Origin of the sequence: Hellea balneolensis DSM 19091 (genome assembly GCF_000428525.1) — a bacterium.
Lineage (GTDB): Bacteria > Pseudomonadota > Alphaproteobacteria > Caulobacterales > Maricaulaceae > Hellea > Hellea balneolensis.
The window spans coordinates 1-25,539 of record NZ_AUAC01000011.1 but is presented as its reverse complement, the minus strand read 5'-3'; the positions used below and the strand labels follow the sequence as shown (position 1 = coordinate 25,539).

Genomic DNA, 25,539 nt, shown 5'->3' with positions numbered 1-25,539 from the left:
ATTTATGTTTCGCTCTCTCTTTTTATCCTGCGCTTTGTCGCTGGCCGCCATTTCTTCTGTCTCGGCCAAAGACTCCGCAGGCAGTAATGCTTTGATGAGTTATGATGCGATTCAGCATCCCGTCATGGCAGAGAATGGCATGGTCTCAGCGCAAGACCGTATTGCGGCAGAGGTTGGACGGGATATTCTCGCGCGGGGTGGTAACGCCATTGACGCGGCTGTGGCGACAGGGTTTGCCTTGGCGGTAACACACCCCCAAGCTGGGAATTTGGGCGGCGGCGGCTTCATGATGGTGCATCTGGCGGAAACGGGTGAGGTGCTCGCCCTTGATTTTCGCGAAATGGCACCGGATGGCGCAACGCGGGATATGTATCTGGGGAGCGACGGTGAGGTTGATAACCGCCTAGCGCAATATTCCCGGCTCTCCGCCGGGGTTCCGGGAACCGTCATGGGGCTCTTAGAGGCGCTAGAAAAATACGGCACAATGACACGCCGGGAAGTTATGGGGCCTTCTGTGAGGCTGGCTGCCAAAGGCTTCCCACTCAGCTACGCGATGGCGGAAGGGCTGGAAGCCAGCCGCGAGCAGCTCTCGGTGGATGAAAGCTCGGTCGATTATTTTCTAGGCCGCAAATCGGGTGAGCGTTTTGTTCAAGAGGATTTGGCGAAAACGCTACGGCGCATCATGAAGTCCGGAGCAAAAGAATTTTATGAGGGAAAAACAGCAGAACTGATCGTCGCTGAAATGCAAGAGGGGCGCGGGGTGATGACTCTCCAAGATCTCGCCAATTATAAAACCGTGACCCGCAAGGCGGTATCAGGAAATTATAAAGGGCATACATTATACGCCATGAGCCCGCCATCCTCCGGCGGTGTTCACATTGTTCAGATGCTCAATATATTGAGCGGTTATAATCTGAAAGGGGACGGGCATAATAGCGCCGCCTATTTGCACAAGCTGATTGAGGTGATGCGGCGGGCCTATGCTGATCGGTCTAAATATTTGGGCGACCCTGATTTTGTTGACGTACCTGTGGCGGCTTTGACGGCGCAGAGCTATGCTGACACGCTACGCGAGTCGATCTCTGTGACTGTTGCGTCTAAATCCAGCGAGATAAGCCCCGGCGCGAAACTCCCTTATGAAAGCGTCAACACCACACATTATTCCGTGATCGACAAAATGGGTAATGCCGTGTCTGTCACTTATACGCTCAATTTTTCTTATGGTAGTGGATATAGCGTCGATGGCGCGGGGTTTCTGCTCAATAATGAAATGGATGATTTTTCGGCCAAGCCTGGCTCGCCCAATGGTTATGGCTTGATTGGCGGAGAGGCCAATAAGATTGAGCCGCGCAAGAGGCCTCTTTCGTCTATGACGCCTGTGATTGTCAAAAAAGAGGGTAAAGTCGTATTAGTCACGGGAAGCCCTGGCGGCTCCACAATTATTACCTCTGTTCTGCAGATGGTTTTGAACGTGATCGAGTGGGATATGAATATGGCAGAGGCCGTAAACAAGCCGCGTATTCATCATCAATGGCTTCCTGATATTGTGATTGCGGAGCCCGGAATTTCGCACGATACACTGCGTCGTCTTGAAGCAATGGGCCATAATTTGCCTAAGGATGAAAAAGGCGGCTTTGCACAGACTGTTCTTGGGCGTGTGAACTCAGTAGGGCAAAGCCAAGGAATTGTCGTCGGATCTGCCGACCCGCGCGGGCCCGACTCAGCTACGGCCGGGTATTAGGACTGTCGCTAAACTAGGCAACCACCACTTATATCAAAGACATATGTTAGCTCTTCGCTAATATCTTTACGCTTCGGCCCGTATCTAGCACCTCATAATCAGTGGGCAAACCAGCCTCTATACCTTCAAATTCATAGACGGTTTCTCCATTTGGCCTGATAGAGGCTTCGATGAATTCAGGTGAAAAATTTGGATGTTCGATTGTGAGTTCCATGGCTACATATATAGGAACTTCATCCCACTCTTTCTCCATTTCTATTTCTTGTAAAGTCCCATCTGCGAGAACATCAACTTCAATATGACGCCCGTCCATATCATGAGCTTCAAATTCATAGATGCGCTGGCCGTTCTCATCTTCATAGGCATAGCGCGTAAAAACAACACCTGGTGCATAATGTTCCGCGGTTTTAAGCGCTGCTGTGGGCACTTCACCGCGTTGGATTTCGATATTATCAAACGCCAATGCATTAAGTGGGCATAGTAGAGAGACGATTATAAGGCATTGTTTAAACATGTTGAAATCTCCTTTGACTTTCGGCGTGCCTCTACGGTCTAAACGTGACAACCCCTTAAAAGAGTGATGAAGGTCCTGTGACAATTTCCTTAAGTTTTGGCGTAGCTTTGGTTAGGTTAATGCGAATCGAAAGGCTTTTTGCATGTCATCCAATATCAGCCCGGAAATAGAGCGGCTTATCAGTTTGCTCTCAAAGCTCCCCGGCTTAGGCCCGCGTTCAGCACGGCGGGCGGCGCTTGACCTTATTAAAAAACGTGATGGCTTGATGCGGCCTTTGGCGAGCGCAATGGCTGAGGCTGCGGATAAGATATCAACCTGCAAGATTTGCGGAAACGTGGACGCGCAAAACCCCTGTCATATCTGCAGAGCGGGGGGGCGCGACCAGACAATAATTTGCGTTGTTCAAGAGGTCGGTGATTTATGGGCTATGGAGCGGGCAGGGGCTTTTCGCGGACAATATCATATTTTAGGCGGAACGCTCTCTGCGCTGGATGGTATTCGGCCCGAAGATTTGAATATTGCAAGCTTGATTGACCGCGCAAAATCTGAAGTCGTGACAGAAGTTATTCTGGCTATGAACGCAACTGTCGATGGCCAGACAACGGCGCATTACATCACGGATCATTTGGAAACAGCAGATGTTACCATTTCGCGCTTGGCGCACGGTGTGCCCGTCGGCGGAGAACTGGATTATTTGGATGACGGCACCATAACAGCCGCCATGAAAAGTCGACGCCCATTTTAGATCTCAAGAAGCGGGTTTACGAAACTCGGTGATGTTGGAGGCAGGTTTTTCGTCCTGAACATCAAGGCTCTCAATTTTATCCGCGCGCTTGGTGATTTTCTCTGTACTAATTCGGATTTTCCGGATGTCTTCACCGGTTTGGGTAAAATGTGTTTGCAATTTGGCCACACGATCATCCAACAAAGAGACATCTTTGGCCATCGCGCCGACTTCGCGTTGTATGATATGGGCCTGTTCCCGCATAGCGGCATCTTTCATAACGGCCCGCATGGTATGAAGCGTAGCCATAAATGTGGTGGGTGAGACGATCATCACTTTCTGGCTAAAGCCTTTCTCAATAACTTGCGGGAAATTCGCATGAAGCTCTGCGTAAATGGCTTCGCTAGGTAAAAATAGCATAGCGACATCATGGGTCTCCCCAAAGATCAGATATTTCTCAGCAACGGCTTTGATATGGACGAGCACATCGCGTGCAAAGTCTTTCGCAGCTAGCGCCTCGGCGGGCGTGTTATCGGCTTCGGTTAGTCTGCGCCAAGCCTCCATTGGAAATTTACTGTCAATGGCCACGTCACCTTGATCCCCGGGCAGATGAATAAGCGCATCAACGCGTTTGCCATTGGAAAGTGTGTGTTGAAAGGAATAGGCATTTTTCGGCAGATAATTGGCGATTAGATCTTGCATTTGTTTTTCGCCAAATGCGCCGCGCGATTGTTTGTTGGACAGCAGGTTTTGTAGCCCCGATACTTCGCCTGACAAAGTTTCGATGTTTTTCTGGGCGCGGTCAATTAAGGCGAGCCGCTCATGAAGCTGTTTAAGATTGGTTGAATTACGTTCCTGTGTGGCTTCAATAGATTGCCCGACACGTTCGGAGACTTTGTTAAGGCGTGTATCCATACTTTCGCGCAACTGCGTTTCCCGTGTCGCGCTATCTTCTGCCATTTGCGCAAGACGGCCCTGTAATTCTGTTTGGCGCTGCGTCATGGCTGTCAGGTGAGTCTCAAGGTTGGCCGCCCGCTCGGCCTCTTGGGCATTACCTTTTCCAGGCCGCGCGAAAATTAAAGTGATGAGCGCACCCAGCAGTAATAGCGCCATGCCAAGAATAATCTCAACAAGACTGAGCTCTAATCCGGAATAACTTATCAAAGGTTCCATATTTGTTCTCGTAGCGCGATTCAGGTGACTTGAAAAGGAACTTTGAAGGCTTATTGTCAGATGTTATTTATGGCCACGAACCACACAGCTTTGACCAGAATAGAGGTGTAAGAAAATGCATAAAAAGATGATATTCCTATGTCTATTGGGGGCTTTATTTGTTAATTTAACAGCGTCTGCAAAACCTGTGAATTCGCTATCGGGCTTATATGCCTGTGAAACGATTTTGGATAAGGACGCTCAACTCAATTGTTTTTTAGCAGAAACTTCAAAGTTACGCGTTGCAGAGACATCCGGTGATTTTATTACTATTGATAAGCAAGCTGCTGAAGAGATTGAGAAAGAGAGTTACGGATTTAACTTACCTAGTTTACCAAAACTCAAATTATTTAGCTCAACTGATACCGAAAAAAGCGCCAAGCCGCTAAAAACTAGGTCATTGGCCATAAAGCGCACGTCAACGATACGAAAAGGGTATTTGCGGTTTTATCTCGAAAACGGGCAGATTTGGGATCAAACACAACCGGCAAAAGTTCGTCATTTGGGCCAAGAAACACCTGATATACTCGTCATAAAAAATGCAGCACTTGGCAGTTTTAAGGCGCGTGTAAATGGCAAGGGGCCTCAAGTTCGAGTACGGCGCATACAATAAATTTTCTCTATTAAAACCACTATGAACACCCATTCATCTTTTATTCAGGCGCGTTTTTGTTAAGTGTTGCCGAGTAAGGGATAACACTATGACATCTGCTATTTTAGATAGGCCTCAAGGCACAGCTTTTCCTGCCATTACTAAAATTATCGAAGCGATAAAAGCACAGCCTATGCGGGATCACGCTCTGGGCGACATCGCAGCAGATTATATTGTGAAATCCATGGCGGAAGAGAACGGGTTCGCTAATTTGCTAACGCCCGAAGAAAGAGCTTTTGCCACAATGCTACGCCGTCTGGCTGTTGGCCCGCGTGCGGCACATTATGGATGGCGTCTTTATGCAAAGTATAGACAAAGCGGAGACATCGCTTTGGAATCTGTAAATTATTAATCGACCCGCCGAGACTTTAAAGCTGGCACAATCAGTCCTAAAAACTTATCCAGTTTATTTTTGTCGATGATGAAATCGACCCCCAGGCCTACTGGATTGGACAGATAGGGGGCTGCAATATTATTTGATATTACAGCGATAGGCGTTTGTTTTAAGTGATCCTTCAGAAAAGGAACCGAAAATTCCGCCGAGACACTATCTGCAAGGACATTATCCAGTAAAACTAGATCATATTTGAACTGCGTAAGCTTCATCATGCCCTCACTGCATGTAAAAACATGATCAATGATCACGTCACTGCATCCTAAGTTTTTCAATTGGAGTGAAATGAAGATTTTTTCATCAGCATCGTCATCAATAAGAAGTATTTTGGGCATGGCTATACACTCTAAAAATACGAATAGCTCTCCTGAAAGAGCTATAAATTGTATTCGATGCCCGCGCCTTGTCACCCTTTTGCGGGAAATGTATTAAAAACTTACTACGCGACGTTTGATTGCTGAGAAACTTACCAGTTTAGTTAATAAACCTTTGATATTTTATCTATTTGCGCCGGGGACCCATTTGACATCTGTTTGTCCTTGGTCATTGCACCACCTTGCGGCGACAAAAAGAAAGTCTGACAAGCGGTTCAAATAAGTAAGGGCGGCTGGATTGACAGGATGTGCTTCCGCGAGGGCAACGCAGACGCGTTCAGCACGGCGGCAGACGGTTCTGGCTTGATGTAGATAGGCGGCTGGGGGCGACCCTCCCGGCAGGACAAAACTGGTTAGCGGCTGCAAATCCGCATTGAGGGCATCAAGTTCCTCTTCTAGCCGAGTTGATTGTGACTCCACCATACGCAGGGCATATTCACTATCCGCCTCACCCTTAGCAGGGAGAGGGGTGGCTAGATCAGCCCCCAAATCGAACAGATCATTTTGAATGCGCAAAAGCATATCATCCAAGCGGCGATTTTCGAGAGTGAGCCGAACGAGTCCAATAACGCTATTGGTTTCGTCAACATCGCCATAAGCTCTGACGCGGATATCATCTTTGGAGAGACGTGAACCATCAACTAGTCCGGTTGTACCGTCATCACCTGTGCGCGTATATATTTTATTGAGTTTAACCATAAGAAGGGCTATCCGCCGCGGCCTTTGGTTTGAATGTAAACGGTCAGCAACAATAGCCCTACGGCGACGGCTTGCCCCATCACGCGGCGTCGCATCCAAATATTAGAGGCTTCCCGGGCTTCCTCTGTTTTGCCGCCCATATTTTTTGCGCCTAAAACGAGTGTAAGAAGGACAAAAGCAAAAGCCGCACCTGTCAATATCCAGAGAATAATCATAATATATTTCCTTTATCACGGCCTTCATAAAACATAAGGCCTGAGTTTCATAGATATATACGTGTGCTCACAATAAAAACGCTGATAAATGAGTGCGGCTATTTTGCGTCAAAAATTTCGATGAGAGTTTTGCCGCCCTTATTTGCGCCGCGATACATGCCGGGTGTGTTGAAGGCGAAGCTATAATTGCCTTGCTCGTCAATCGCGACCACGCCGCCATCCCCTTTCATATCGGTGAGGGTTTTGTGGATGACGTGATTTGAGGATTGCGCGATGCTCTCGCCCAAATATTCACGGCGAGAGCAAATATCGCGCGCAACACCTGCGCGAATGAAAAACTCTCCCGTTCCGGTCGCCGAAACTGCGCAATAGCGATTATCGGCATAAGTGCCCGCACCAATAATCGGGGTATCGCCGACGCGCCCAAATTCTTTACCTGTTAATCCGCCTGTTGACGTCGCTGCCGCGAGGTTCCCGCAACCGTCTTTGGCAACCGCGCCAACCGTGCCATATTTAGTTTCAGCTGTGTCGAGAAAGCTATGCTTTTTGACCTTGTTTGCTTTCACCTTTCTCTTCATCTGATCATAACGCCGTTTGGTGTAGAAATATTTGGGATCGACCTGTTCAATCCCATGTTCTTTGGCAAAGTCTTCCGCGCCTTGTCCTTGGAACATTACATGGCGGGAGTTTTCCATAACGGCACGCGCCAGCACAATAGGGTTCTTTATGGTTGTGACGCTAGACACGGCTCCCGCATTTCTATCGCGTCCATCCATGATCGCAGCGTCGAGCTCATTTTTTCCGGCGGCAGAAAACACTGCGCCTTTGCCAGCGTTGAATTTTGGATCATTTTCAAGGGCCATGACCACGAATTGCACCGCATCTAACGCGCTATAGCCTTCTTCTAGCATTTGCCCGCCGAGACCTAGCGATTTGGACAGAGATTTACGGTAAGCCGACTCGCGCTTATCCGTCATGTTCTCTTTAAGAATAACGCCCGCCCCGCCATGTATAGCGAGGGTATAGTCTTTTCCGCTTGGGCAGCTGGGCGAGGGTGCTTCTGCCGCCATACCGGTGCCATAAAGCGCTAAAATGACTACGATTAAGGTGATTCTGCGCATAGCTGTCTCCATATCTTATTTGATTAACATGAATTCCATCCACAACAAATGGCTTCGCGTCTCTGGTTAAATATCTCTCGGAATTTATTCTGTTTTTAAGATTTGACATTCCAAGGACTATCTCATGCTCTCTGACTCTGACCGCGCTGATCAACTCGGCCAAGCGACCCGCGAAAAACTCAAGCAATTTGTCGCCCGCATTGAAAGGCTCGAGGCTGAAAAGACGGAACTCGCCGCAGATATTCGCGAAGTCTATGCTGAGGTGAAGACATTTGGCCTTGATACGAAAATCATGCGCAAAGTCATCTCCGCCCGCAAAAAAGAAGCCGCTGAGCGTGCTGAGGAAGAAGCGCTGCTGGATATGTATATGGAAGTGGTTGAAGATCAGGGTTGAAGTTTACCCTAAATTAGGCAGCATAGTCATTTCGCGTTATGCAGTTTTCTTTGAAATATTTTTACGACATTATCATGAAAAGCCGGCGTAACTTGAGATAGCTGTTTCGTCGAAGATGATGTATCCGCCTTTTTTGAAACATTCTCCGCGTAGAAGGCATCGACAGCTTTGATATCCGAGAAGGCAGCTTGCATTAGTTTATCACTATATTCAGAGGCTAAATGCTGGGTGGGCCGCAATTCTAGGCTTAGCTTGTTATTGAGAGCCTCACAGAAGGCCTGTAATTCTTCATCGGGTTCATCAAAATCACGAGCATAACGCGCCATCAGAGCCGTTAATGTCGCGTGCCATTCTCTATAAAAGGATGCCTCAACAAGACCGTTTTTATGTCTATGCAAATAAGTTTTTCTGAGCTGACTTCGTTTTGCGTCATAAAAATACTGCACGAACCGGTTTTTAATTCGACGTTCTCGGAAGCGCTTTATGGCGACAATAAAGAGACCCAAAAACGTGAGTACTGCTAAGCTAATCAGAATGACCGTCAATTTGCCGGAGCGGTCTATACTATACCCTGATTTCGATTCGGTTTCAGAAGTTTGAGTATCTAAGTCAGGCGTAATGAACGGAGCAGTTGTCTCTGATGTGATTATATCTTGCTGAACGGGGGGGTGGGCTTCTGATAAAATATCAGTTTCAGGAAGCTGCTGCCTTGAGTCTGTTATGGCGACTTTATTAACGGGTGAGATACCCAAGCCGCGAACATCCATCATTTTTATATTTTCTTTTGCATCCTCACTGCCGCGTTGTGCTGCATCTTCATAAAACTCCCTTGCTCTGACAAAGTCAGGGTCAACGCCTTGACCTGTAAAATAGAGATACCCGAGATTGAGAAGGGCCGGTGTGCTCCCAAGATCTGCGGCTTTGAGGTAAAGTGCTCTGGCTTTCTCAAAGTCTTGCGGCCTGTTTATGCCGTCATGAGCCGCTTTGCCTTGTTCGAAAAGGTCATGAGCAAGCTGCTGAGTTTCCTCAATAGGGACTGTTTCAGATTGGGTCTGAGTTTGTGAAAACGCTATGCCATAACCGACAAATAATTGCGTAAGCAGTATAAATGTAAGTAGTTTTCGAAACACCTGCGTAGTTTCCGCTATTAATATTGATGTGGTCATTTACGAAGCAATTTTTGAGCCAGATAGGTTTTATAAGTTTTTCAGCCGGGCCCTTTATATTTCGTTCCATTTTTGTTCTTTATGTGTTAGGCAGAAGTTATGCCGAGTGATTATGACAAACAGCAATGGCAAGAGGAGCAAGCTGCTCGCGATTCTGCTGTTGAAAAACAGCGCGAGAAAGAACGTAAAACCCGGGAACGGGCAGCGCGAAATGCGCGGCGTAAATTAGAGCGCCTTCATAAAACCTTGTCTGAAAAAGGCGAAATCACAGATTTTGAAAATGAATTTGGTGAGAGCGTCGTAGAGCGCCTTGATAAATTTGGGTCCGCGTTCCACGATCGCGAAAAAGGCCGCCCTGGAGATGCTCTGAGTTTTGCGCAAAAGCGAGTCGTCGCGGCAATGAACAAAAAGGTCAAAGACCTCAAGAAAAAACCTATTGATAATCACGATCCTGATAGCGATTATGAACGCACAGCAGATCGATGGAAACACTCGGGCAAAAAACGAGGGTCAAGCTTCAAGCCTAAAAAGAAAAAGAGTTTCACGCCACGGGTTCGAAACTTAGAGGATGATATGCCGCCTGAGAGTTTGACCGAAATGCCTCAGCCCTTTATACCAGAATATAAAGCTCCAAGACATAAGCCTTTCCTGCGCATCGTCAAAAATGACTGACTCAAAATAATTATATCTGAGACATATTTTGTTTTAGGCTGATAGGAATTTGGCGGTACACTCTTTTAAGAATAAATATTAAAGTCTTGGCGAAGTGCTCGCACTCTTCGATTCTTCAATCCTGGGTCTTATAACAACGTCTTTGCTTTGTGACTGAATATTTGCAGCAGGCGCTTCTACAAGATTGTCCAATGACAGGCGGCCATAGCTGCCGGCTGTCTCAGGGTTTGACAACTTGAGTCGTAATTGCGGCACATCATTCACAGTCGTTGCCTCAGTTTGCGCCGTTTTCATTGTTGGAGGGATCTCTGAGTCAGCACCTTCAGTTTCCTGCATTTTTTTCATCGCAAAGATGAGTGACCCCATAACAAGAAATAGGGTCACCACCAAGATATCAGAGAGCTTCATGGTCCGCGTTACCTCCAGGCCTAGAAGCGGGCTTTAAAGCCGACATTGATCGCGTGAGCTTCGGTCTCTGCATTGGAAACGAGCTGCGGCGCAACGAAAGGTATGAAGCCTTTATTATAGACATATTCCGCCCCGAAATCGAGGAAGTCATTGACAGGGTATTCGAGCGAAAGGGCATGTTGCTGATTTTTATCGAATGTTGTCCCTGTGATGGGATTGCCAAAATCATCACTGATATTGCCCCATGATCCGACAGCGGAAATAGCCATGCGGCGACCATTAGGTAGCATCGGCTTAACACGAGCTTGCGCGACGAGAACGCTCAATTTTTCATCAAAATTGATATTGTCAGGATCTGTTGTGGAGCCCGCAGGATTATTCAAATATTGCGGGAAGGGCGTTCCGTCTGGCAATTGCGGAATGGCTGCGGCCCAAGGCTTAAGCGTCGTTGTATATTCCACCATAAGGTCAAAGAAATCACTATTATACTCGGCGAAGGCATTTACCGCGCTATTGCGATCATACTCAATAAAGTTGGCTGGTGCGGTGCCGTTTTGACGGCCTTGGAAAGTATGCGCTGTAAAGTTATCGCGGTAAATTGTATCGTGCAAATAACCACCGCCTAATGTGAAGGCTTTGCTGCCTCCCAAGAGAAACTCTTTTTCACCGTTAAAGGCATAATTGCCGATATTATTGTCTTCACCCGCAAGCGCAACACGAAGCTGTCGTCCTGCAGAGAAGGCGGACGCTGTAAGTTTTAAGCCATTTTTGTAATAGCCGACCTCCGCTACAGGTTGGTCTGAAACTGCCCAAAAATAATGGGCACCTTCATTATGAGTAAAGGCGTTATAGCTGTCAAAATTACCAAAATCGATCGTTTTGCGGCCAAAGGCAGCATAAAATGGCGTCTTCTCTAGGTTACCAAAGACAACGAAAGCCTTGCGAAGTTGGAACTCATCCTGATCACGGCCATATTCTGTCTCGCTATATTCAGGCTGTAGGTAAACGGTTGTCCAGTCGCCAAATGTTGAGGTGAAAGACAGGGCGGCATGATCAATGGCAAAAACGCCGGCTTCATCATCGCCGCTATCACTAAAGAAGGGAAAGCGCGACAGGATCGGGAATTGTCCGTCCATGGAGGTTTTCTGATATTTAAATCCGCCTTGGAAACCTGCGCCTAGATAGATCGAATTATCTTTAAGCATGCCGTTTGCGCGGTTTGCCAGAAGTGTCAGAGTTCTTCCTGTGGTGTTTTCTTGCCAATCTAGCATATCGCGTGAGTGATGTGCATTCGTACGGACTGTAATGCCGCCAACATTATGGCTGCGATTGGCCAGGAAGGCTTTGCGCGCGGCAGGATCATAATGAACGGCATTAGGGCTTGCAAAGCCGCGAAGTCTAAGGCCTTGCTGCGTTTGTATGTGACCGTTTTCGGCTACGGAATATCCAACATGTTGCGTGCGCACATATTCTGGTGTGCGGTGTTGATGTGGCCCGTCATGAGAGCCGGGATAGATTGTATCTGTCACAGTGTAAGTGCCGGGTCCCATCTGCGCGAGTTGGGCGTGTAGCTGTTTTTCTTGCCAGCTTTGCGGGGCCACATATTGAGTCTGATGGGCTTGCGGGGCTTTGAACATCCCGCGCAGACCATGATTATGGTTCGCGGTCACCGGAACCGAAATCGCTAAAGCGCTAGCCCCAAGCAGAGTAAGTTTAAGTGCATTTTTCATGGTTTTCCCCACCAATTTTAAGCTGATTTTGCTGTGTCCACATCGAGCTCATGCTCGCGGACTTTGCGATAAAGTGTTGAACGGCCAATGCCGAGGCGGCGAGCCACTTCGGACATGTGCCCAGAATAATTTTCTATGGCGAATTGGATGAGATCGCGTTCTATATCCTCAAGTGTCCGCAAATGCCCTTCGCGGTCCAAGAAGGTAATAGCCAAATCCTCTTGTGTATCAGGCTTTTCAACCAAGGATGACAAAGCATCTTCGGCTTTGCCAGGCATGGCCGGGGCAAGACCTGAAATTTGAGGAAAATCATGCGGTTTTAATTTGTGACCGTCTGATAAGATCATTGCTCGGAAGATGGTATTCTCTAGCTGACGCACATTACCCTTCCACTCATAATTTTTTAAAAGCTCAATCGTGTCATTATCCGCTCCGCTTACGTTCATTTGCTCTTGAGCATTGAAGCGCTTGATGAAGTGATCGAGAAGAGCCGGCACGTCTTCACGGCGCTCGCGAAGCGGAGGCACGGCGATAGGAAAGACATTTAAGCGGTAATATAAGTCCTCACGGAATGTTCCAGCTTTGACGGCTTCGGCCAAATCACGATTGGTTGCCGATACAATCCGGACATCAACGGGAACCGTGCGTTTAGAGCCAATGGGGTCAACTTCGCCTTCTTGCAGAACGCGCAGTAATTTGACCTGCATATCCAAGGGCAGCTCACCGACTTCATCGAGAAACAAAGTTCCCGTGTGCGCTTCCTGGAATTTACCCAAATGTTTGGAGTTTGCGCCTGTAAAAGAGCCTTTTTCATGACCAAATAAGATTGATTCAACAAGGGTCTCAGGTATTGCACCGCAATTGACGGTGATAAAAGGTTTATCTGAGCGCTCTGAAGCCCCTTGAATGGCCCGCGCAATAACTTCTTTACCGACGCCGGACTCCCCTGTGATAAGAATAGGTATATTGGCTTTTGCGCCACGTTCACCCATGGCGACTACGGGGCGCATAGAACCTGCATTGCCGATAAGATCATCAAATGTCAGGCCGCCATCAGTCGTTTTCTTAAGGCGTTTAACTTCGCCGACGAGCGTTTTCATCTCCAGTGCATTGCGAATAGAGACGATAATACGTTCAGGTGAGGCGGGTTTAACCACAAAATCCCGCGCACCCATTTTCATCGCCTTTACAACGGTCTCAATCGAGCCTTTGCCCGTTAGAACGATAACAGGGAGTTCAGGGCGTTTGGCTTGCAATTCTTCAAGCGTTTCCATGCCATCGCGACCTGGCATCACAAGATCGAGCATCATGACATGGATATTCGCGCCATCAGCGCCGAGCGCCATATTAAGGGCTGTATCGCCATTATCAGCTTGAAGTGTTGAAAACCCGCTTTTCTCAATAACCGCTTGAAGCAAGCGGCGTTGAGTCGGATCATCGTCGACGATGAGGACCGTTTTACCCATTATGTTCACCTTTAAACGGCTGGGTCTTCCCAGCTCTTAGCGTTACAATATGGGACAAAAAGGTGAAAACGAGGTTAGGGAACAGGGTTAAGATGTAATGAAGAGGGGCTTGGCATTCGCATTTATCTTATCTCATGGAAGCTTGCCCTATTGATGGGGACAGAGCGGCATGATAAGGGCAGCAGAAATACTATTTGAGCCTAAAGGGACTTTATCATGGCAGCAGGAAATTCTGATTACGAACGCGGCACAATGGCTGTTGACGGACATAAGAAAACATTTGGTGGCTTTATGGGCACAACTGTCTATGGCGGTGCAGCCTTAGCGTTGATTGTTATTTTTCCGACATTGATATTTGGTGTAAATATGGGATGGCCAGCGGCCTTGGTCACGACTTTAATTCTTGGTGTTATTTTGGGGATAGGCTTTAAGCTTAATGGCCGGTGGTATGCTAGCCTCATTGGTTCTGCAGTTTTGTTGGCGATCTCATCTGCGATTATTGCAGCCTTCCATGGCTAGAATAGATATATTTTTTCTAAAAACCTTTGCTTGGAGAAAAAATTTACCTATAAGCCGCCCGCTGATAACGGGATGCCCAAAGACATTCTGTTTTGGTATCAAAACCTTACAATAGAGGTCTGGGACATTGAAAATTACTGTTTTAAACGATGCGGATGCTAAGGGCGGAGATAATGCTGAAGGCCGCGTCAGCGCGACGCCCGGTACGGTTAAATCTTACGTTGACTCCGGTCATGCAGTCACGGTTGTAAAAGGCGCAGGCATAGCCGCTAATTTTTCAGATGTTGATTACAAGGCGGCTGGCGCTTCGATTTCGGCGACCAACGCTGCCGCCGCCAAAAGCGCTGATTTGGTTATGTCCATTACGGGCCGTGACGCCAAATTTGTTGCAGGCCTTAAAAAAGGCGCAGGCATTACGGGTCTGATGAAGCCTACTGACAATCCTAAATACGCAGCAGCTTGTGCCAAGGCAGGCGTGACGGCTTTTGCGTTGGAATATATTCCGCGTATCTCCCGTGCTCAGAGCATGGATATTCTCTCCTCGCAATCTAATCTTTCGGGCTACCGCGCCGTTATTGAAGGCGCTGGCATTTATGGCCGCGCCATGCCAATGATGATGACGGCGGCTGGCACCGTGGCACCGGCGAAATGCTTTATCATGGGCGTGGGTGTTGCAGGTCTTCAAGCGATTGCGACGGCAAGGCGCCTCGGCGCTGTGACCACAGCGACAGATGTGCGCCCCGCAACCAAAGAGCAAGTCGCCTCTCTTGGCGCGAAATTCATCGCGGTTGAAAATGACGAATTTAAAGCAGCTGAGACGGCGGGCGGATATGCCAAGCAAATGTCAGCGGAATATCAAAAGCTCCAAGCGGAACTCACCGCCTCACATATCGCCAAGCAAGACATTGTGATTACCACGGCGCTCATCCCCGGACGGGCGGCCCCTGTTTTGGTGACAAAGAAGATGCTCGACACTATGCGTCCGGGCTCAGTGCTAGTGGACCTCGCAGCGGAACGCGGCGGAAATGTCGAGGGAGCCGTCGCAGGTAAAATCGTTGAGACTAAAAACGGCGTGAAAATTGTAGGCCTGCTCAATTGGCCGAGCCGTATGGCGTCTGATGCGTCAAATATGTTTGCGCGAAATATCAAAAACTTTCTGCCGCTCGTGACCGCCGAAGATGGATCCTACGCGCCCGATTGGGACGACGAAATCATCCAAGGCTGCGCGCTTACCCGCGACGGCGAAGTGGTACATGAAAGACTAAAGGGCTAAGATTATGATAGCTGCACTCATCATGGCGGGCGGCACAGCCGTTTCCCCGTTTATTTTCCAATTCACAATTTTTGTGCTTGCGATTTTCGTGGGCTATTACGTTGTCTGGTCAGTCACGCCTGCGCTTCACACGCCGCTTATGGCTGTGACCAATGCGATTTCCTCTGTGATTATCGTCGGCGCGCTGATTGCGGTTGCGGCTGGCACGCAAGGCGGGTCTTCGCTCTCGACATGGACAGGCGTTCTCGCCGTTGCCCTTTGCGCGGTTAACATCTTTGGCGGCTTCCTCGTCACGCAGCGCATGCTCGCTATGTATAAGAAAAAAGAAAAGCCCGCGCCTAAGAAAGTGGAGGCCAAGTAGATGCCACAACTTTCAGCTAACCTCGCCGCTGTTCTTTATACAGTTTCTGCGGTTCTCTTTATTCTGGCCCTTCGCGGCTTGTCCTCTCCTGAGTCTTCGCGGCGCGGGAATATGTTTGGCATGATTGGTATTGCCATTGCGATTGTGACCACAGTTCTGGTGGCGGGTCTTGGTGGTAAAGGCTTACTCCTCGCAGGCGGCGGCTTGGCTGTTGGCGGTATTTTAGGCGCTTTAATCGCTAAGAAAATTCCGATGACGGATATGCCGCAACTTGTGGCAGCCTTTCACTCACTGGTGGGTCTTGCGGCGGTGCTTGTCGCCGTGGCAGCTTTCTTCAGTCCCGACAGTTTCGGCATTATGACGGCTGACGGGATTAAACCTTTTAGCTTGCTCGAGCTTGCCCTCGGCGCAGGTATTGGCGCGATTACGTTTTCGGGCTCTGTGATTGCCTTTGCAAAACTTAATGGGAATATGTCAGGCGCGCCGATTATGCTACCTGCAAGGCATCTCATTAATATCGTTCTTGCTCTCGCTATTGCGGCGGTGATTGGCATGCTGATGAAATCGGGCGGGTCTGACCCGATGCTGCTCTGGATATTGCTTGGCCTGACATTCGTTATAGGTTTCTTGCTGATTATCCCAATCGGCGGTGCGGATATGCCTGTCGTGGTCTCTATGCTGAACTCTTATTCAGGTTGGGCGGCGGCGGCTCTCGGCTTCACGCTTGGCAATCTGGCCCTCATCGTAACGGGTGCATTGGTCGGCTCATCTGGAGCTATTCTCTCTTATATAATGTGTAAGGCGATGAACCGCAGCTTTATCTCGGTCATTCTAGGCGGCTTTGGCGCGGACGGCGCAGCGGCGGCAGCAGGAGATAAAGAACAGCGCCCCGTTAAGCGCGGCTCTGCCGAAGATGCAGCCTTTATAATGAAGAACGCCTCCAAAGTTATCATCGTGCCGGGTTACGGTCTTGCGGTGGCCCAAGCCCAACATGCCGTGCGCGAAATGGCGGATAAGCTCAAAGAAGAAGGCGTCGATGTTGTCTATGCTATTCATCCCGTTGCGGGCCGGATGCCAGGCCATATGAACGTCCTCCTCGCCGAAGCGAATGTGCCTTATGACGAAGTGTTTGAGCTCGAAGATATCAATTCAGAATTTGCTAATGCAGACGTGGCCTTTGTGATTGGCGCGAATGACGTGACCAACCCAGCGGCGAAAACAGATCCGCAAAGCCCGATTGCTGGCATGCCGATTCTAGATGTTGATAAAGCGGCGACGGTGCTCTTTGTGAAACGCTCATTGTCTCCCGGATATGCCGGCATTGATAATGATCTCTTCTATGAAGATAAGACAATGATGCTTTTGTCAGACGCGAAAAAGCTTGTCGAAGAAGTTATTAAATCTTTGTAGCACATACTCTGTCATTGCCCGACCTGTTCGGGTAATCCATGTAAGAGCTATGCGTGTTGCATCCATATCACATGGATCACCGCAACAGGTGCGGTGATGACAAGAAAAGAAATGAAAACGCTAAAACTCATCCTCCTCGTCGCTCTAACGATTTACCTTATTGCGGCGGCGGCCATCTTTGCGTTGCAGCGTAAGCTACTCTATTTTCCGCCCAATATTTATCTGACGCCAACGGCAGTAGGTGTACAGGACATGACGGAGGTGGAATTGCGTCTTGGCGACACGGGTCGCGTTATGGGGTGGTACGCACCGCCATCTGACCCTGATGGTAAAGTCTTTATGGTGTTTCACGGCAATGGGTCAGCCGTATATTCTAATCATGATATATTTCGGGATATGATATCCGAAGGGCATGGCGTTTGGTCTGTGGGTTACCCAGGCTATCCTGGGAGCCAAGGCAAGCCCACACAAAGTGGCATCGTGACAGCCGCCATTGTGCAATATGATTATCTGATTGCGCAAGGTCACACGCCGAAAAATATCATTTTTTATGGGACGTCACTCGGCTCGGGCATTGCGGCGCAATTAGCCGCTAAACATAAGCCCACTCTGCTTGTTATGGACGCGCCATTTAATTCTGTGCTCGATATGGGGCGGAAGCAAGTGCCGTGGTTGCCTGTCTCGCTTTTGATGAAAGATAAGTTTGAGTCTGATAAAGCCTTATCGGGTTTGGATGTGCCGCTTATCTGGATTCACGGAACAGCAGATCGTATCATTCCGCTTTCGCAAGGCCAGAAGCTTTATGAGGGATATGATGGCCCGAAATCGGCACACATCATAGAGGGCGGACAGCACACCAATCTCTGGTTCCTAGGCGGCAGAGAGATAGTTCTTGAGGCCTTGAGGGAAAAATAAACCTAGATTCGCATTACATATTGAAAAACGATAAGAACCACGCCATATCGTTATTATGCTAAATTCACCACTCTCAGTTCATAATGTTACGAAACGCTTTGGCGGAAAGATGGCTGTCGATGATGTCAGCTTTACCGTCAATCCCGGCGAAATTATTGGTTTTCTGGGCCCGAACGGGGCCGGGAAGACGACGACGCTTCGCATGGCGTTAGGCCTTATTAAGCCTGATGAGGGGCATGTAGAACTCTTTGGCGGAGAGCCTGGTGATGAAAGCGCCTTTGGCCGTATTGGTTTTCTTCCCGAAGAGCGCGGGCTTTATAAAAAGCAAACGGCGCGCGAATCTATTGCGCATATGGCGCGGCTTAACGGGATGAAGGGTAAACAAGCTTTTATGCTTGCTGATGAAATGCTTGATAAATATGGCTTGTCCGAAGCCAAGCGCAAAAAGAATAAAGACATGTCCAAGGGTATGGCGCAAAAGGTTCAGCTACTTTCCGCCATTGCCCATGATCCTGAATTTTACATTCTGGATGAACCCTTTTCAGGCCTCGACCCTGTGAACCAACAAGTATTAGAGTCCATGGTGCGCGAGATTGCAGAGCGCGACAGTACAGTAATTTTCTCAACTCATGTGATGGAGCATGCCGAGCGTCTTTGCGACCGTATCATCTTAATGGCAGGTGGGCGCAAAGTGTTTGACGGCCCAACAGAAGAGGCTTTGGCCAAAGCGCCGCGGCGTATGATCATTGGGTCTGACACTGAGGGCTATAAAGACAGCATTACGCCTTTTGCCAAGTCTCTTGAGACCCGTGAAGATGGGGCGTTGGATTTAATTTTGAAAGACGATGCTAAGAGTCAAGATGTGTTGGAACGTTGCGTGAAACAGAAAATAAACCTGACACGTTTTGAACCCAAGCAAGCCACACTCCATGAAGCTTTTGTAGCCATGGTCGGAAAAGATTTGCTCGCGACCATGGAATTGGAAGACGCGGAGGTCGCCTCATGAAAATGCCAGCTTTAAATTTACGCCGGACCTATCTCATCGCTCGCCGAGATTATCTCGGCTATGTAAAGACATGGGGGTTTTGGATTTCATTCTTTCTGCCCTTCGTCATTGGCGCGATTGTCATTGCGATCAACCTGGCTGGCTTTAGCGTCTCGCCAACGCGCTATGAAACCATATTGGACCAGACCGGATCTCATTCCGCCGCGATATTGCAATCCGAAGCGGATAAGCAAGAAGAGCTGATGGCTGGTATCCTCAACGGACTTGGCGGAACTGTCTTGAATGAGCAGGACGCCGAAGAACTCGAAGACATTATAGATACGCAAGGCATTGATGAGGGCAAAGTCTACCTTGAAACCAAAATGCCGGGGTCAACAAGTCGTATGAAAGCCTTGGATTCCAAGCTTGTGTTTATTGATCCACCATCACGCGATTTAGAAGAGCTGAAATCTTATATGCGCGGTGATAAAATGGCCTCATTTGAGGGTAAAGATGTGAAGTTAAATGGTGTGCTGCACATCTATAATGACGGTGAGCTGACCGCGGATTATTGGTCGCCTAATGTGACGGATAACCCTGTGCGCGATTTGGCTAAGTCCTATTTTCGCGATGTATCCGTTGATAATTATTTGGGATCAGCGGGACTAGACCGCGAGGGTTATGAAGCCGCGCGTGAGAGCCGTATAAAAATCGAGGCATTCGATCCGACGAAGAAAGCAACGGCTGACGGTGAAGGCCAGAAGGTCGGCTCAAAAGACCGCATCCCTTATCTTGTCGCCTTTGCATTATCCATGATGCTCTGGATGACGGTCTTTTCCGGGGCCTATATGCTTCTGACCTCAATGCTCGAAGAAAAGATGAATAAGCTATTGGAAATGATGCTCGCAACAACGCGGTTTTCTGAAATCATTCTAGGTAAGCTTTTAGGTGTGGCCTTACTGACGCTCACAGCAATTCTGCCCTATATCATTATGGGTATTGTCGGGGTTATCGGGGCTATCATAATGGGGCCGTCCGATGTGGCGCAGGGGTTGATTACGGCCTTTTCACCAAAGATGATTATCTTCTTCACTATATTTTTGGTCTTGGGATATATCTTTTACGGCTCACTCTTTATCGCGCTCGGCGCGCTGGCCGAGTCTATGCAAGATGCGCAGACGCTCACCACGCCGATTATGTTTGTCCTGATGGGCGCGGTTTTCATCGTGCCAATTGGACTGACAACACCCGATAGCCCGCTACTGATTTTTGCCAGCTGGTTCCCGCTTTCTTCGCCCTTTGCAATGCTAATGCGACTGCCTTCGGATCCGCCGCTTTGGCACCTTATAGCCTCAGTGGCTTTATTGGCTGTGACGACGTTGGGTGTTATCCTGCTCTCGGGCCGTATCTTCCGTTTTGGCGTTTTGTCCGGCGCAGGTGTTAAGGTCGCTACAGATTGGTTTAAGCGGAAGATATTACGCCGCAAGGTAACATAGAAGACAGTCTAGGCATTTTGCGCTATAGAGCGCTTATGAATGATGCTTCTTATAAAGCCCGCGTAGATATCCTTAACGCCATGTTGCCCAAAGCCGCCTTTGACGGGTGGACGCAAAAGAGCCTTCGCGCCGCTGTTAAAAATACGGATCTACCCAAAGGCGCAGAGGAGCTCTATTTTCCTGATGGCCCGCTCGAGGTCATTCGGTTTTGGTCAGAGCAGATGAATAAGAACATCGAATCTAGTCTGGCCGAGCTTGACCAGTCTGAGATGAAAATTCGTGATAAAGTTACAGCGGGTGTTTTAGCCGCCATGTACGCCATTGGGCCTCATGAAGAAGCGGCTCGCCGGGCGTTATCACGACTGACATTACCGGGCTCGTTAGGGCAGGGGCCGCGCCAGCTTTGGTCTGCGGCAGATACGATTTGGCGCGCCATTGGTGACACGAGTACGGATGGTAACTATTATTCCAAACGCACAATACTCGCAGGTGTTATTGCCTCGACCCTTACAGTATGGCTCTCTGATGAAGAGCCTCAAAAGCCAAAAGCGCGTAAATTTCTCGATGACAGAATCGCAAATGTTATGAGCTTTGAAAAAGCCAAGTTGAATTTCAAAAAACGCACGGCCAATGTGCCAAACCCGGCAGAGATATTGGGAGTTCTGCGCTATGGGGGGCGCAAAAACCGCCGCCGCCGTGGTTGAGCTTGAATAAATTCGAAGCTAAGTCTTTATAAAAGCTTGGCTTAAGAAAAATCTGAGACTTAAGCCAAAAAAGCTCTTGCAGAAATCATGACACTACATATTGTAGCTTTAGCAAATCAGTAACCTATATATGGTTGATTTTCACTGACATTAAGATTTTACGGGCTGATTCGGGCCTTGAGAGGGATTATCATGGGAAAAATGGACTTTATTAAGCAATCAAAATCAGGACTTTTGATTCCCAGCCACAGCTATAAGCCGTTTCGTTATCCTTGGGCTTTTGACTTTTGGAAAAAGCAACAACAAGTTCACTGGATGCCTGAAGAAGTACCTCTCGGTGAGGACTGTAAAGACTGGGCGACAAATCTGAATGATAATGAGCGTAACTTGCTGACCCAAATTTTCCGTTTTTTCACCCAATCCGATGTCGAGGTAGGCGGAAACTATATGGAAAATTACATGCCGCTCTTTAAGCCTGTCGAAGTACGGATGATGCTGGCCGCGTTCTCTAATATGGAGACTATCCACATTGCGGCTTATGCGCTTCTATTAGAGACGATCGGTATGCCCGATTCAGAATTCGGCGCCTTCATGGAATATGAAGAGATGGCCGCTAAGCATGACTATCTTGGTAAGTTCGGTGTGGATAGCGAGAAAGATATTTTAACGTCCATGGCCGTCTTTGGCGGTTTCACCGAAGGATTACAGCTTTTTGCCTCATTTGCGATGCTGATGAATTTCCCGCGCCTGAATAAGATGAAAGGCATGGGGCAAATCGTAACCTGGTCTATACGTGATGAGAGTCTTCACTGTGAAGGTATGATCAAAATGTTCCATACATTTGCCGCAGAAACAGGGGCACTTACACAATCTGTCAAAGACGACATCGTTGATTGTTGTCAAACGGTGGTGAAGCTAGAAGATAAGTTTATCGATCTGGCTTTTGAGATGGGTCCGGTTGAAGGCATGACTTCCGAAGATATTAAGCGCTATATTCGCTATATCGCCGATTGGCGTCTGGGTCAGCTCGGCTTGCCGGCTGTTTATGGCATTAAGCATCATCCGCTGCCTTGGCTGACTGAAATTCTAAATGGCGTTGAGCATGCTAATTTCTTTGAAGCGCGCGCAACGGAATATTCCAAAGGCGCGACCGAAGGAAAATGGCATGGGGATGATGGCGTTTGGGGTAAGTTTGAACAAATGCAAAGCCGCAAACCTGCTGAGACACTTCTCAGCTAGAGCTAAATATTTTATGCTTAGAGGGCATCCTGAAGCAGGGTGCCCTTTTTTATATCCATGCTTGGAGGCTGTGCTATAGCCTCCTAATGGATAACCGTATAAAAAAATTCGATGGCATTTACAATTTCCGTGACTTTGGGGGATATGCCACAGTAGATGGCCGTAAAATAAAGGCAAATAAGCTCTACCGCTCCGCTCATCTAAATAACACGAATGAAACAGATAAAGAACGTTTGGCCGCCCTTGATATAGGCTTGATCGTTGACCTTCGCCACGCGCCTGAGCGCGAGCGTCAGCCAACACAATGGTCTGACAAACAGTCGCCGCGCAGGTTATCATATTCCGATCCCAAAGATGGTGAGAGCGGAAAGATAGCGCCGCACGAAGCCTTTATGAAACATGATTTGCATAAGCCCGAAGATGCTCGGAATTATATGCTGGGTTCCTATGGGGCTCGGCCACATGATGAGGGCTTTAAACGGATTTTTGGGGATACGCTTCGCCATATGGCTGAGACAGGTGACCCAATATTGGTGCATTGTGCAGCAGGTAAAGATCGAACAGGTACGCTATGCGCTGTGATTAAAGGGGCTTTGGGGGTTGATGAGAATACTATTTATGAAGATTTTATGCTCACAATGACAGCAGTGGATATAGACCAGTTTTTGAAACCCGCCGCGCAGATGTTTACGCAACGTTACGGCCGCTCCATTGACCCTGAAGCGATAAGACCCATGTTTGGCGTTGAGGAGGCTTACCTGCAAAGTTCTCTGGCGGCTATTGAAGATATGGAAAGCTATATCTCCGATCATCTTGGTATAACAGAAAAAGAAAAAGCCGCTTTGAAAGCGGCTTATTTAGAATAGTTGTTATTCGTAAAAGTCGGTTTAGCTGACATTGCCATTTGCAGAGCAGCTTGGTTTCCCGCCCGAGAATACACAGCTATAATTATTTGAGGGTGTTCCACCGCTATTATCCTCAATGTCAACATTGGCTGACTTTCGCGGCTTTAACATGAAGGTCTCCTTCAAATCGATATCAGATTGCATGTAACGCAGTTTCAAGGGCTCATAGCCATAGATAACCCTAGCCACAACAATTCCTGATGTGCTGCTGAGAATACGTGTATCTAATTTACTGGCATCAAATGTTGAAGGGAAAGGGCCATTCAGCGTCGCCCGGCCTTTTTGTATAATGCTGTCATCAGACGCTCTTGCGTAGCTTGAGATCTCAATCTTGACCTTATTTTGTTTACTTGAGGGGATCCCCATTGTCATCATGGTCGCCGTCATGATTTCTGACATCTCGTCAACAGAAACTGTTTCTGATTGAGTTGCCAGGTCTCCAGCCACATTTGCTGAATGCGAAACCTGCCGATCAACAGATATGGCTGTCGCAACTTCAGCCATTCCGAAATACATGAAAAGCATGACGGGGGCGATAAAGGCAAATTCAATCGCAGCGATACCGTCTTTGTTTTTTAAAAACTTAGAGGGCAAAGATGCCAATAGACGTGTCTTAAGTGATTTGTGTTTTTTTCGGGTCATAATAGGCTCCGTACTCATTATGTCACAGGGCAAGCGCCAGGCGCTGGAAAGGGTTCATTTTTAAAGGCCGTTGTGGAGTTTAGGAGCCTGATGCCTGATCCTTGTACGTTCTCAAGACGCGTTAATTGAGGGGGTAGGACTAATTTGTGATAATAAAGCCCTCTAATAACGACGGGTGCATTTGCGCCTGTATTGACCCAATCACCATTCGGGACGTCATCTGTAGAGCTTGGATCAGACGGATCTTTTTCTGGGGGCTTAGGGGGATCCGGGAGCGTAATACTTCCAAAGTTACTTCCGCTCACAACATCTATACGAAGCCGCTTTTCGCAGTTCCCAAGGCCGCGCATATTATTGCAGACCAGTTTTTTAAAGTTATCTTGCGTTCCGCAGGCTTGGAAGTTCCCAGTTCTGATCTGACGACCTGCTTCGCTCACAGAGTGGTTAAGTGTGGAATTAATAAAGAAGACAATCGCGAGCTCTAGGATTGCAAAAAGAAGCATAAAAAATGGGATCGCAAGTATGGCAAACTCGATAGCTGCCGTGCCCTCACGATTACCAAAAAAGCGTCTTGCTCGCTTGAGTGCCCTATATCTTAAACGTTTCATATTTAATTCCCATATCCACAAGCTCAGTATGATAGGGAGAAGGGCATTAATTTTTCGAGAAGAAAAATCGTTAATATTCAGTTAATATATCTACATACCTGGAGGAGCGATACCAGCGGGAGGTCCTGATGGCCCGCCGCTTAAACTGGTTTGAGTTGGCATAGCGGATGGTGACGGCGAAGTGGGACCTGATGTAAAGGATTGTGTAGGAGCGCTTGTCGCAACGTTATTGTTGATCGCCGTGCCTCCGCCTTGATTGGAGGCGATGAATTCACGCGTATCGCCTAGCACAGGAGCAGGCTGGCAATATGGAGAGCAACTATAAGTCTCTCGTTCACCGCCATTATAAACTCTTACACCATGCGCTGGAAGATTATTGACGACCTGTATATCAGCATCCATGATTTTCTGACCTGCTGCATCAAGGACGACTAAATTTGTTTCACCATAGCCTCGGCCTACCACAAAAATAGTGTTGGCTGAGTGTATGGATACATCCGCGATTTCTGGATTTCCGATCACCACGGCCCCTGCGCTCGCGGGAAGGTAAACGACCTCTGTTTTATTAAGTTCAACACTGTAATGTCCGCCCGCGCCTGCATGCGCAACTAATGGTGTAAATGCCACAGCACTCAGGGCTAAAAAAGCTTTTAACGACGCAAATTTCATCGGACATACTCCAGTATTTTGTTTGGTTTAGGGGAATGTGGTGAACGAAGGGTTTACAAAACAGCTGAATATTGCCGATTTAGCGCGTTTAATTACTTTATATATACGCTTTAATATTATCGGCGTTTGAAGCATAAAAATCAAAATGACTTTTACTTTAAGTTTACCACGTTATTTAAACGGATGGTAATTCAGGCTCTCTATAAAAACTCTTAACAGGGAAACACCCTGCGACTACGAGGAATAATCCTCAAATTTAGACTAGCATACGTGGGAGTCAGTTATGCAAAATTTAGTTACTCGTTTTATTAAAGACGAATCCGGTGCAACA

The 25,539-nt window shown here is 48.0% G+C and carries 29 protein-coding genes; 16 read left to right on the top strand and 13 right to left on the bottom strand.

From position 1 onward, the window contains the following. Positions 1 to 4 precede the first annotated feature (4 nt). Positions 5 to 1,741, top strand: coding sequence for a gamma-glutamyltransferase (gene ggt / locus F569_RS0114435; RefSeq protein WP_034389109.1), 1,737 nt, complete (start codon positions 5 to 7; stop codon positions 1,739 to 1,741). 46 nt (positions 1,742 to 1,787) lie between these two features. Here the strand turns inward: ggt and F569_RS0114430 are convergent, their stop codons facing one another. After that, complete coding sequence (locus F569_RS0114430) at positions 1,788 to 2,255, bottom strand: PepSY domain-containing protein (RefSeq protein WP_026942783.1); 468 nt, start codon at positions 2,253 to 2,255, stop codon at positions 1,788 to 1,790. Positions 2,256 to 2,397: 142 nt separating this feature from the next. Here F569_RS0114430 and recR point away from each other — a divergent pair, with 142 nt between their 5' ends. After that, positions 2,398 to 3,000, top strand: coding sequence for a recombination mediator RecR (gene recR, locus F569_RS0114425; protein WP_026942782.1), 603 nt, complete (start codon positions 2,398 to 2,400; stop codon positions 2,998 to 3,000). A 3-nt stretch (positions 3,001 to 3,003) separates the two neighbouring features. Here the strand turns inward: recR and F569_RS0114420 are convergent, their stop codons facing one another. Next, positions 3,004 to 4,152, bottom strand: a complete 1,149-nt coding sequence (locus tag F569_RS0114420; RefSeq protein ID WP_026942781.1) for a DNA recombination protein RmuC — start codon at positions 4,150 to 4,152, stop codon at positions 3,004 to 3,006. 115 nt (positions 4,153 to 4,267) lie between these two features. On the opposite strand from F569_RS0114420, the gene F569_RS0114415 reads away from it, so the two are divergent. Next, positions 4,268 to 4,804: a hypothetical protein gene (locus F569_RS0114415; RefSeq protein WP_026942780.1), complete on the top strand. Its 537-nt coding sequence runs from the start codon at positions 4,268 to 4,270 to the stop codon at positions 4,802 to 4,804. Positions 4,805 to 4,892: 88 nt separating this feature from the next. Continuing rightward, positions 4,893 to 5,195: a hypothetical protein gene (locus F569_RS0114410; RefSeq protein WP_026942779.1), complete on the top strand. Its 303-nt coding sequence runs from the start codon at positions 4,893 to 4,895 to the stop codon at positions 5,193 to 5,195. On the opposite strand, the gene F569_RS0114405 is transcribed toward F569_RS0114410, so the two are convergent. From F569_RS0114405 to F569_RS0114390, 4 genes are all read right to left on the bottom strand, one after another. Further along, positions 5,192 to 5,572: a DNA-binding transcriptional response regulator gene (locus tag F569_RS0114405; RefSeq protein WP_026942778.1), complete on the bottom strand. Its 381-nt coding sequence runs from the start codon at positions 5,570 to 5,572 to the stop codon at positions 5,192 to 5,194. The two genes, F569_RS0114410 and F569_RS0114405, sit on opposite strands and share 4 nt — an antisense overlap. Before the next feature lie 162 nt (positions 5,573 to 5,734). Beyond that, a complete protein-coding gene (locus F569_RS0114400; RefSeq protein WP_026942777.1) occupies positions 5,735 to 6,310 on the bottom strand; it encodes a cob(I)yrinic acid a,c-diamide adenosyltransferase in 576 nt (191 codons plus the stop codon). An 8-nt stretch (positions 6,311 to 6,318) separates the two neighbouring features. After that, positions 6,319 to 6,525, bottom strand: coding sequence for an HIG1 domain-containing protein (locus F569_RS0114395; protein ID WP_026942776.1), 207 nt, complete (start codon positions 6,523 to 6,525; stop codon positions 6,319 to 6,321). Positions 6,526 to 6,623: 98 nt separating this feature from the next. Beyond that, positions 6,624 to 7,646 carry an isoaspartyl peptidase/L-asparaginase family protein gene (locus tag F569_RS0114390; RefSeq protein ID WP_026942775.1) on the bottom strand — a complete coding sequence of 341 codons (1,023 nt, stop codon included), beginning with the start codon at positions 7,644 to 7,646 and terminating at the stop codon, positions 6,624 to 6,626. Positions 7,647 to 7,770: 124 nt separating this feature from the next. Here F569_RS0114390 and F569_RS0114385 point away from each other — a divergent pair, with 124 nt between their 5' ends. Further along, positions 7,771 to 8,040 (top strand): DUF2312 domain-containing protein, encoded by a 270-nt coding sequence (locus F569_RS0114385; RefSeq protein WP_026942774.1) that lies wholly within the window; start codon positions 7,771 to 7,773, stop codon positions 8,038 to 8,040. A gap of 26 nt (positions 8,041 to 8,066) precedes the next feature. On the opposite strand, the gene F569_RS0114380 is transcribed toward F569_RS0114385, so the two are convergent. Beyond that, positions 8,067 to 9,206, bottom strand: a complete 1,140-nt coding sequence (locus tag F569_RS0114380; protein ID WP_084169045.1) for a tetratricopeptide repeat protein — start codon at positions 9,204 to 9,206, stop codon at positions 8,067 to 8,069. A gap of 99 nt (positions 9,207 to 9,305) precedes the next feature. Here F569_RS0114380 and F569_RS19170 point away from each other — a divergent pair, with 99 nt between their 5' ends. Beyond that, entirely contained in the window at positions 9,306 to 9,878 is a 573-nt protein-coding gene (locus F569_RS19170; RefSeq protein WP_051279928.1) for a hypothetical protein, read from the top strand. A 78-nt stretch (positions 9,879 to 9,956) separates the two neighbouring features. Here the strand turns inward: F569_RS19170 and F569_RS0114370 are convergent, their stop codons facing one another. The 3 genes from F569_RS0114370 to F569_RS0114360 are packed head-to-tail and all read right to left on the bottom strand — an operon-like array spanning position 9,957 to position 13,482. Beyond that, on the bottom strand, positions 9,957 to 10,286 hold the full coding sequence (locus F569_RS0114370) for a hypothetical protein (protein WP_026942772.1): 330 nt from the start codon (positions 10,284 to 10,286) through the stop codon (positions 9,957 to 9,959). A 20-nt stretch (positions 10,287 to 10,306) separates the two neighbouring features. Beyond that, positions 10,307 to 12,016: a hypothetical protein gene (locus F569_RS0114365; protein ID WP_026942771.1), complete on the bottom strand. Its 1,710-nt coding sequence runs from the start codon at positions 12,014 to 12,016 to the stop codon at positions 10,307 to 10,309. A gap of 17 nt (positions 12,017 to 12,033) precedes the next feature. Further along, positions 12,034 to 13,482 carry a sigma-54-dependent transcriptional regulator gene (locus F569_RS0114360; RefSeq protein WP_026942770.1) on the bottom strand — a complete coding sequence of 483 codons (1,449 nt, stop codon included), beginning with the start codon at positions 13,480 to 13,482 and terminating at the stop codon, positions 12,034 to 12,036. Positions 13,483 to 13,698: 216 nt separating this feature from the next. On the opposite strand from F569_RS0114360, the gene F569_RS0114355 reads away from it, so the two are divergent. The 10 genes from F569_RS0114355 to F569_RS19165 all read left to right on the top strand — a co-directional run bounded on the left by F569_RS0114355 (position 13,699) and on the right by F569_RS19165 (position 23,250). Then, positions 13,699 to 14,001 carry an aa3-type cytochrome c oxidase subunit IV gene (locus F569_RS0114355; protein ID WP_026942769.1) on the top strand — a complete coding sequence of 101 codons (303 nt, stop codon included), beginning with the start codon at positions 13,699 to 13,701 and terminating at the stop codon, positions 13,999 to 14,001. A gap of 127 nt (positions 14,002 to 14,128) precedes the next feature. Further along, positions 14,129 to 15,274 (top strand): Re/Si-specific NAD(P)(+) transhydrogenase subunit alpha, encoded by a 1,146-nt coding sequence (locus tag F569_RS0114350; protein ID WP_026942768.1) that lies wholly within the window; start codon positions 14,129 to 14,131, stop codon positions 15,272 to 15,274. 4 nt (positions 15,275 to 15,278) lie between these two features. Then, positions 15,279 to 15,635, top strand: a complete 357-nt coding sequence (locus tag F569_RS0114345) for a proton-translocating transhydrogenase family protein (protein ID WP_051279927.1) — start codon at positions 15,279 to 15,281, stop codon at positions 15,633 to 15,635. Further along, positions 15,636 to 17,045, top strand: a complete 1,410-nt coding sequence (locus F569_RS0114340; protein ID WP_026942766.1) for an NAD(P)(+) transhydrogenase (Re/Si-specific) subunit beta — start codon at positions 15,636 to 15,638, stop codon at positions 17,043 to 17,045. 96 nt (positions 17,046 to 17,141) lie between these two features. Beyond that, on the top strand, positions 17,142 to 17,960 hold the full coding sequence (locus F569_RS0114335; RefSeq protein WP_026942765.1) for an alpha/beta hydrolase: 819 nt from the start codon (positions 17,142 to 17,144) through the stop codon (positions 17,958 to 17,960). Positions 17,961 to 18,015: 55 nt separating this feature from the next. Beyond that, entirely contained in the window at positions 18,016 to 18,966 is a 951-nt protein-coding gene (locus F569_RS0114330) for an ABC transporter ATP-binding protein (protein ID WP_026942764.1), read from the top strand. Then, a complete protein-coding gene (locus F569_RS0114325; RefSeq protein WP_026942763.1) occupies positions 18,963 to 20,441 on the top strand; it encodes an ABC transporter permease in 1,479 nt (492 codons plus the stop codon). The genes F569_RS0114330 and F569_RS0114325 overlap by 4 nt, the downstream gene beginning before the upstream one ends. A gap of 35 nt (positions 20,442 to 20,476) precedes the next feature. Next, positions 20,477 to 21,145, top strand: a complete 669-nt coding sequence (locus tag F569_RS0114320; RefSeq protein WP_026942762.1) for a COQ9 family protein — start codon at positions 20,477 to 20,479, stop codon at positions 21,143 to 21,145. Positions 21,146 to 21,346: 201 nt separating this feature from the next. Beyond that, positions 21,347 to 22,384 (top strand): ribonucleotide-diphosphate reductase subunit beta, encoded by a 1,038-nt coding sequence (locus F569_RS0114315; protein WP_026942761.1) that lies wholly within the window; start codon positions 21,347 to 21,349, stop codon positions 22,382 to 22,384. A gap of 86 nt (positions 22,385 to 22,470) precedes the next feature. Beyond that, positions 22,471 to 23,250: a tyrosine-protein phosphatase gene (locus tag F569_RS19165; protein WP_026942760.1), complete on the top strand. Its 780-nt coding sequence runs from the start codon at positions 22,471 to 22,473 to the stop codon at positions 23,248 to 23,250. A gap of 21 nt (positions 23,251 to 23,271) precedes the next feature. On the opposite strand, the gene F569_RS19160 is transcribed toward F569_RS19165, so the two are convergent. The 3 genes from F569_RS19160 to F569_RS19150 form a co-directional block, all read right to left on the bottom strand. Continuing rightward, on the bottom strand, positions 23,272 to 23,931 hold the full coding sequence (locus F569_RS19160; RefSeq protein ID WP_051279926.1) for a TadE/TadG family type IV pilus assembly protein: 660 nt from the start codon (positions 23,929 to 23,931) through the stop codon (positions 23,272 to 23,274). Positions 23,932 to 23,948: 17 nt separating this feature from the next. Continuing rightward, positions 23,949 to 24,539, bottom strand: coding sequence for a TadE/TadG family type IV pilus assembly protein (locus F569_RS19155; RefSeq protein ID WP_051279925.1), 591 nt, complete (start codon positions 24,537 to 24,539; stop codon positions 23,949 to 23,951). A gap of 90 nt (positions 24,540 to 24,629) precedes the next feature. Beyond that, a complete protein-coding gene (locus tag F569_RS19150; RefSeq protein ID WP_051279924.1) occupies positions 24,630 to 25,208 on the bottom strand; it encodes a pilus assembly protein N-terminal domain-containing protein in 579 nt (192 codons plus the stop codon). Between the last annotated feature and the right edge of the window lie 331 nt (positions 25,209 to 25,539).

What these genes read in the sequence shown, in the direction of transcription:
- ggt (WP_034389109.1), top strand. Translation starts at nt 5, where the DNA reads ATGTTTCGCTCTCTCTTTTTATCCTGCGCTTTGTCGCTGGCCGCCATT.
- F569_RS0114430 (WP_026942783.1), bottom strand. Translation starts at nt 2,255, where the DNA reads ATGTTTAAACAATGCCTTATAATCGTCTCTCTACTATGCCCACTTAAT.
- recR (WP_026942782.1), top strand. Translation starts at nt 2,398, where the DNA reads ATGTCATCCAATATCAGCCCGGAAATAGAGCGGCTTATCAGTTTGCTC.
- F569_RS0114420 (WP_026942781.1), bottom strand. Translation starts at nt 4,152, where the DNA reads ATGGAACCTTTGATAAGTTATTCCGGATTAGAGCTCAGTCTTGTTGAG.
- F569_RS0114415 (WP_026942780.1), top strand. Translation starts at nt 4,268, where the DNA reads ATGCATAAAAAGATGATATTCCTATGTCTATTGGGGGCTTTATTTGTT.
- F569_RS0114410 (WP_026942779.1), top strand. Translation starts at nt 4,893, where the DNA reads ATGACATCTGCTATTTTAGATAGGCCTCAAGGCACAGCTTTTCCTGCC.
- F569_RS0114405 (WP_026942778.1), bottom strand. Translation starts at nt 5,572, where the DNA reads ATGCCCAAAATACTTCTTATTGATGACGATGCTGATGAAAAAATCTTC.
- F569_RS0114400 (WP_026942777.1), bottom strand. Translation starts at nt 6,310, where the DNA reads ATGGTTAAACTCAATAAAATATATACGCGCACAGGTGATGACGGTACA.
- F569_RS0114395 (WP_026942776.1), bottom strand. Translation starts at nt 6,525, where the DNA reads ATGATTATTCTCTGGATATTGACAGGTGCGGCTTTTGCTTTTGTCCTT.
- F569_RS0114390 (WP_026942775.1), bottom strand. Translation starts at nt 7,646, where the DNA reads ATGCGCAGAATCACCTTAATCGTAGTCATTTTAGCGCTTTATGGCACC.
- F569_RS0114385 (WP_026942774.1), top strand. Translation starts at nt 7,771, where the DNA reads ATGCTCTCTGACTCTGACCGCGCTGATCAACTCGGCCAAGCGACCCGC.
- F569_RS0114380 (WP_084169045.1), bottom strand. Translation starts at nt 9,206, where the DNA reads ATGACCACATCAATATTAATAGCGGAAACTACGCAGGTGTTTCGAAAA.
- F569_RS19170 (WP_051279928.1), top strand. Translation starts at nt 9,306, where the DNA reads ATGCCGAGTGATTATGACAAACAGCAATGGCAAGAGGAGCAAGCTGCT.
- F569_RS0114370 (WP_026942772.1), bottom strand. Translation starts at nt 10,286, where the DNA reads ATGAAGCTCTCTGATATCTTGGTGGTGACCCTATTTCTTGTTATGGGG.
- F569_RS0114365 (WP_026942771.1), bottom strand. Translation starts at nt 12,016, where the DNA reads ATGAAAAATGCACTTAAACTTACTCTGCTTGGGGCTAGCGCTTTAGCG.
- F569_RS0114360 (WP_026942770.1), bottom strand. Translation starts at nt 13,482, where the DNA reads ATGGGTAAAACGGTCCTCATCGTCGACGATGATCCGACTCAACGCCGC.
- F569_RS0114355 (WP_026942769.1), top strand. Translation starts at nt 13,699, where the DNA reads ATGGCAGCAGGAAATTCTGATTACGAACGCGGCACAATGGCTGTTGAC.
- F569_RS0114345 (WP_051279927.1), top strand. Translation starts at nt 15,279, where the DNA reads ATGATAGCTGCACTCATCATGGCGGGCGGCACAGCCGTTTCCCCGTTT.
- F569_RS0114340 (WP_026942766.1), top strand. Translation starts at nt 15,636, where the DNA reads ATGCCACAACTTTCAGCTAACCTCGCCGCTGTTCTTTATACAGTTTCT.
- F569_RS0114335 (WP_026942765.1), top strand. Translation starts at nt 17,142, where the DNA reads ATGACAAGAAAAGAAATGAAAACGCTAAAACTCATCCTCCTCGTCGCT.
- F569_RS0114330 (WP_026942764.1), top strand. Translation starts at nt 18,016, where the DNA reads ATGCTAAATTCACCACTCTCAGTTCATAATGTTACGAAACGCTTTGGC.
- F569_RS0114325 (WP_026942763.1), top strand. Translation starts at nt 18,963, where the DNA reads ATGAAAATGCCAGCTTTAAATTTACGCCGGACCTATCTCATCGCTCGC.
- F569_RS0114320 (WP_026942762.1), top strand. Translation starts at nt 20,477, where the DNA reads ATGAATGATGCTTCTTATAAAGCCCGCGTAGATATCCTTAACGCCATG.
- F569_RS0114315 (WP_026942761.1), top strand. Translation starts at nt 21,347, where the DNA reads ATGGACTTTATTAAGCAATCAAAATCAGGACTTTTGATTCCCAGCCAC.
- F569_RS19165 (WP_026942760.1), top strand. Translation starts at nt 22,471, where the DNA reads ATGGATAACCGTATAAAAAAATTCGATGGCATTTACAATTTCCGTGAC.
- F569_RS19160 (WP_051279926.1), bottom strand. Translation starts at nt 23,931, where the DNA reads ATGACCCGAAAAAAACACAAATCACTTAAGACACGTCTATTGGCATCT.
- F569_RS19155 (WP_051279925.1), bottom strand. Translation starts at nt 24,539, where the DNA reads ATGAAACGTTTAAGATATAGGGCACTCAAGCGAGCAAGACGCTTTTTT.
- F569_RS19150 (WP_051279924.1), bottom strand. Translation starts at nt 25,208, where the DNA reads ATGAAATTTGCGTCGTTAAAAGCTTTTTTAGCCCTGAGTGCTGTGGCA.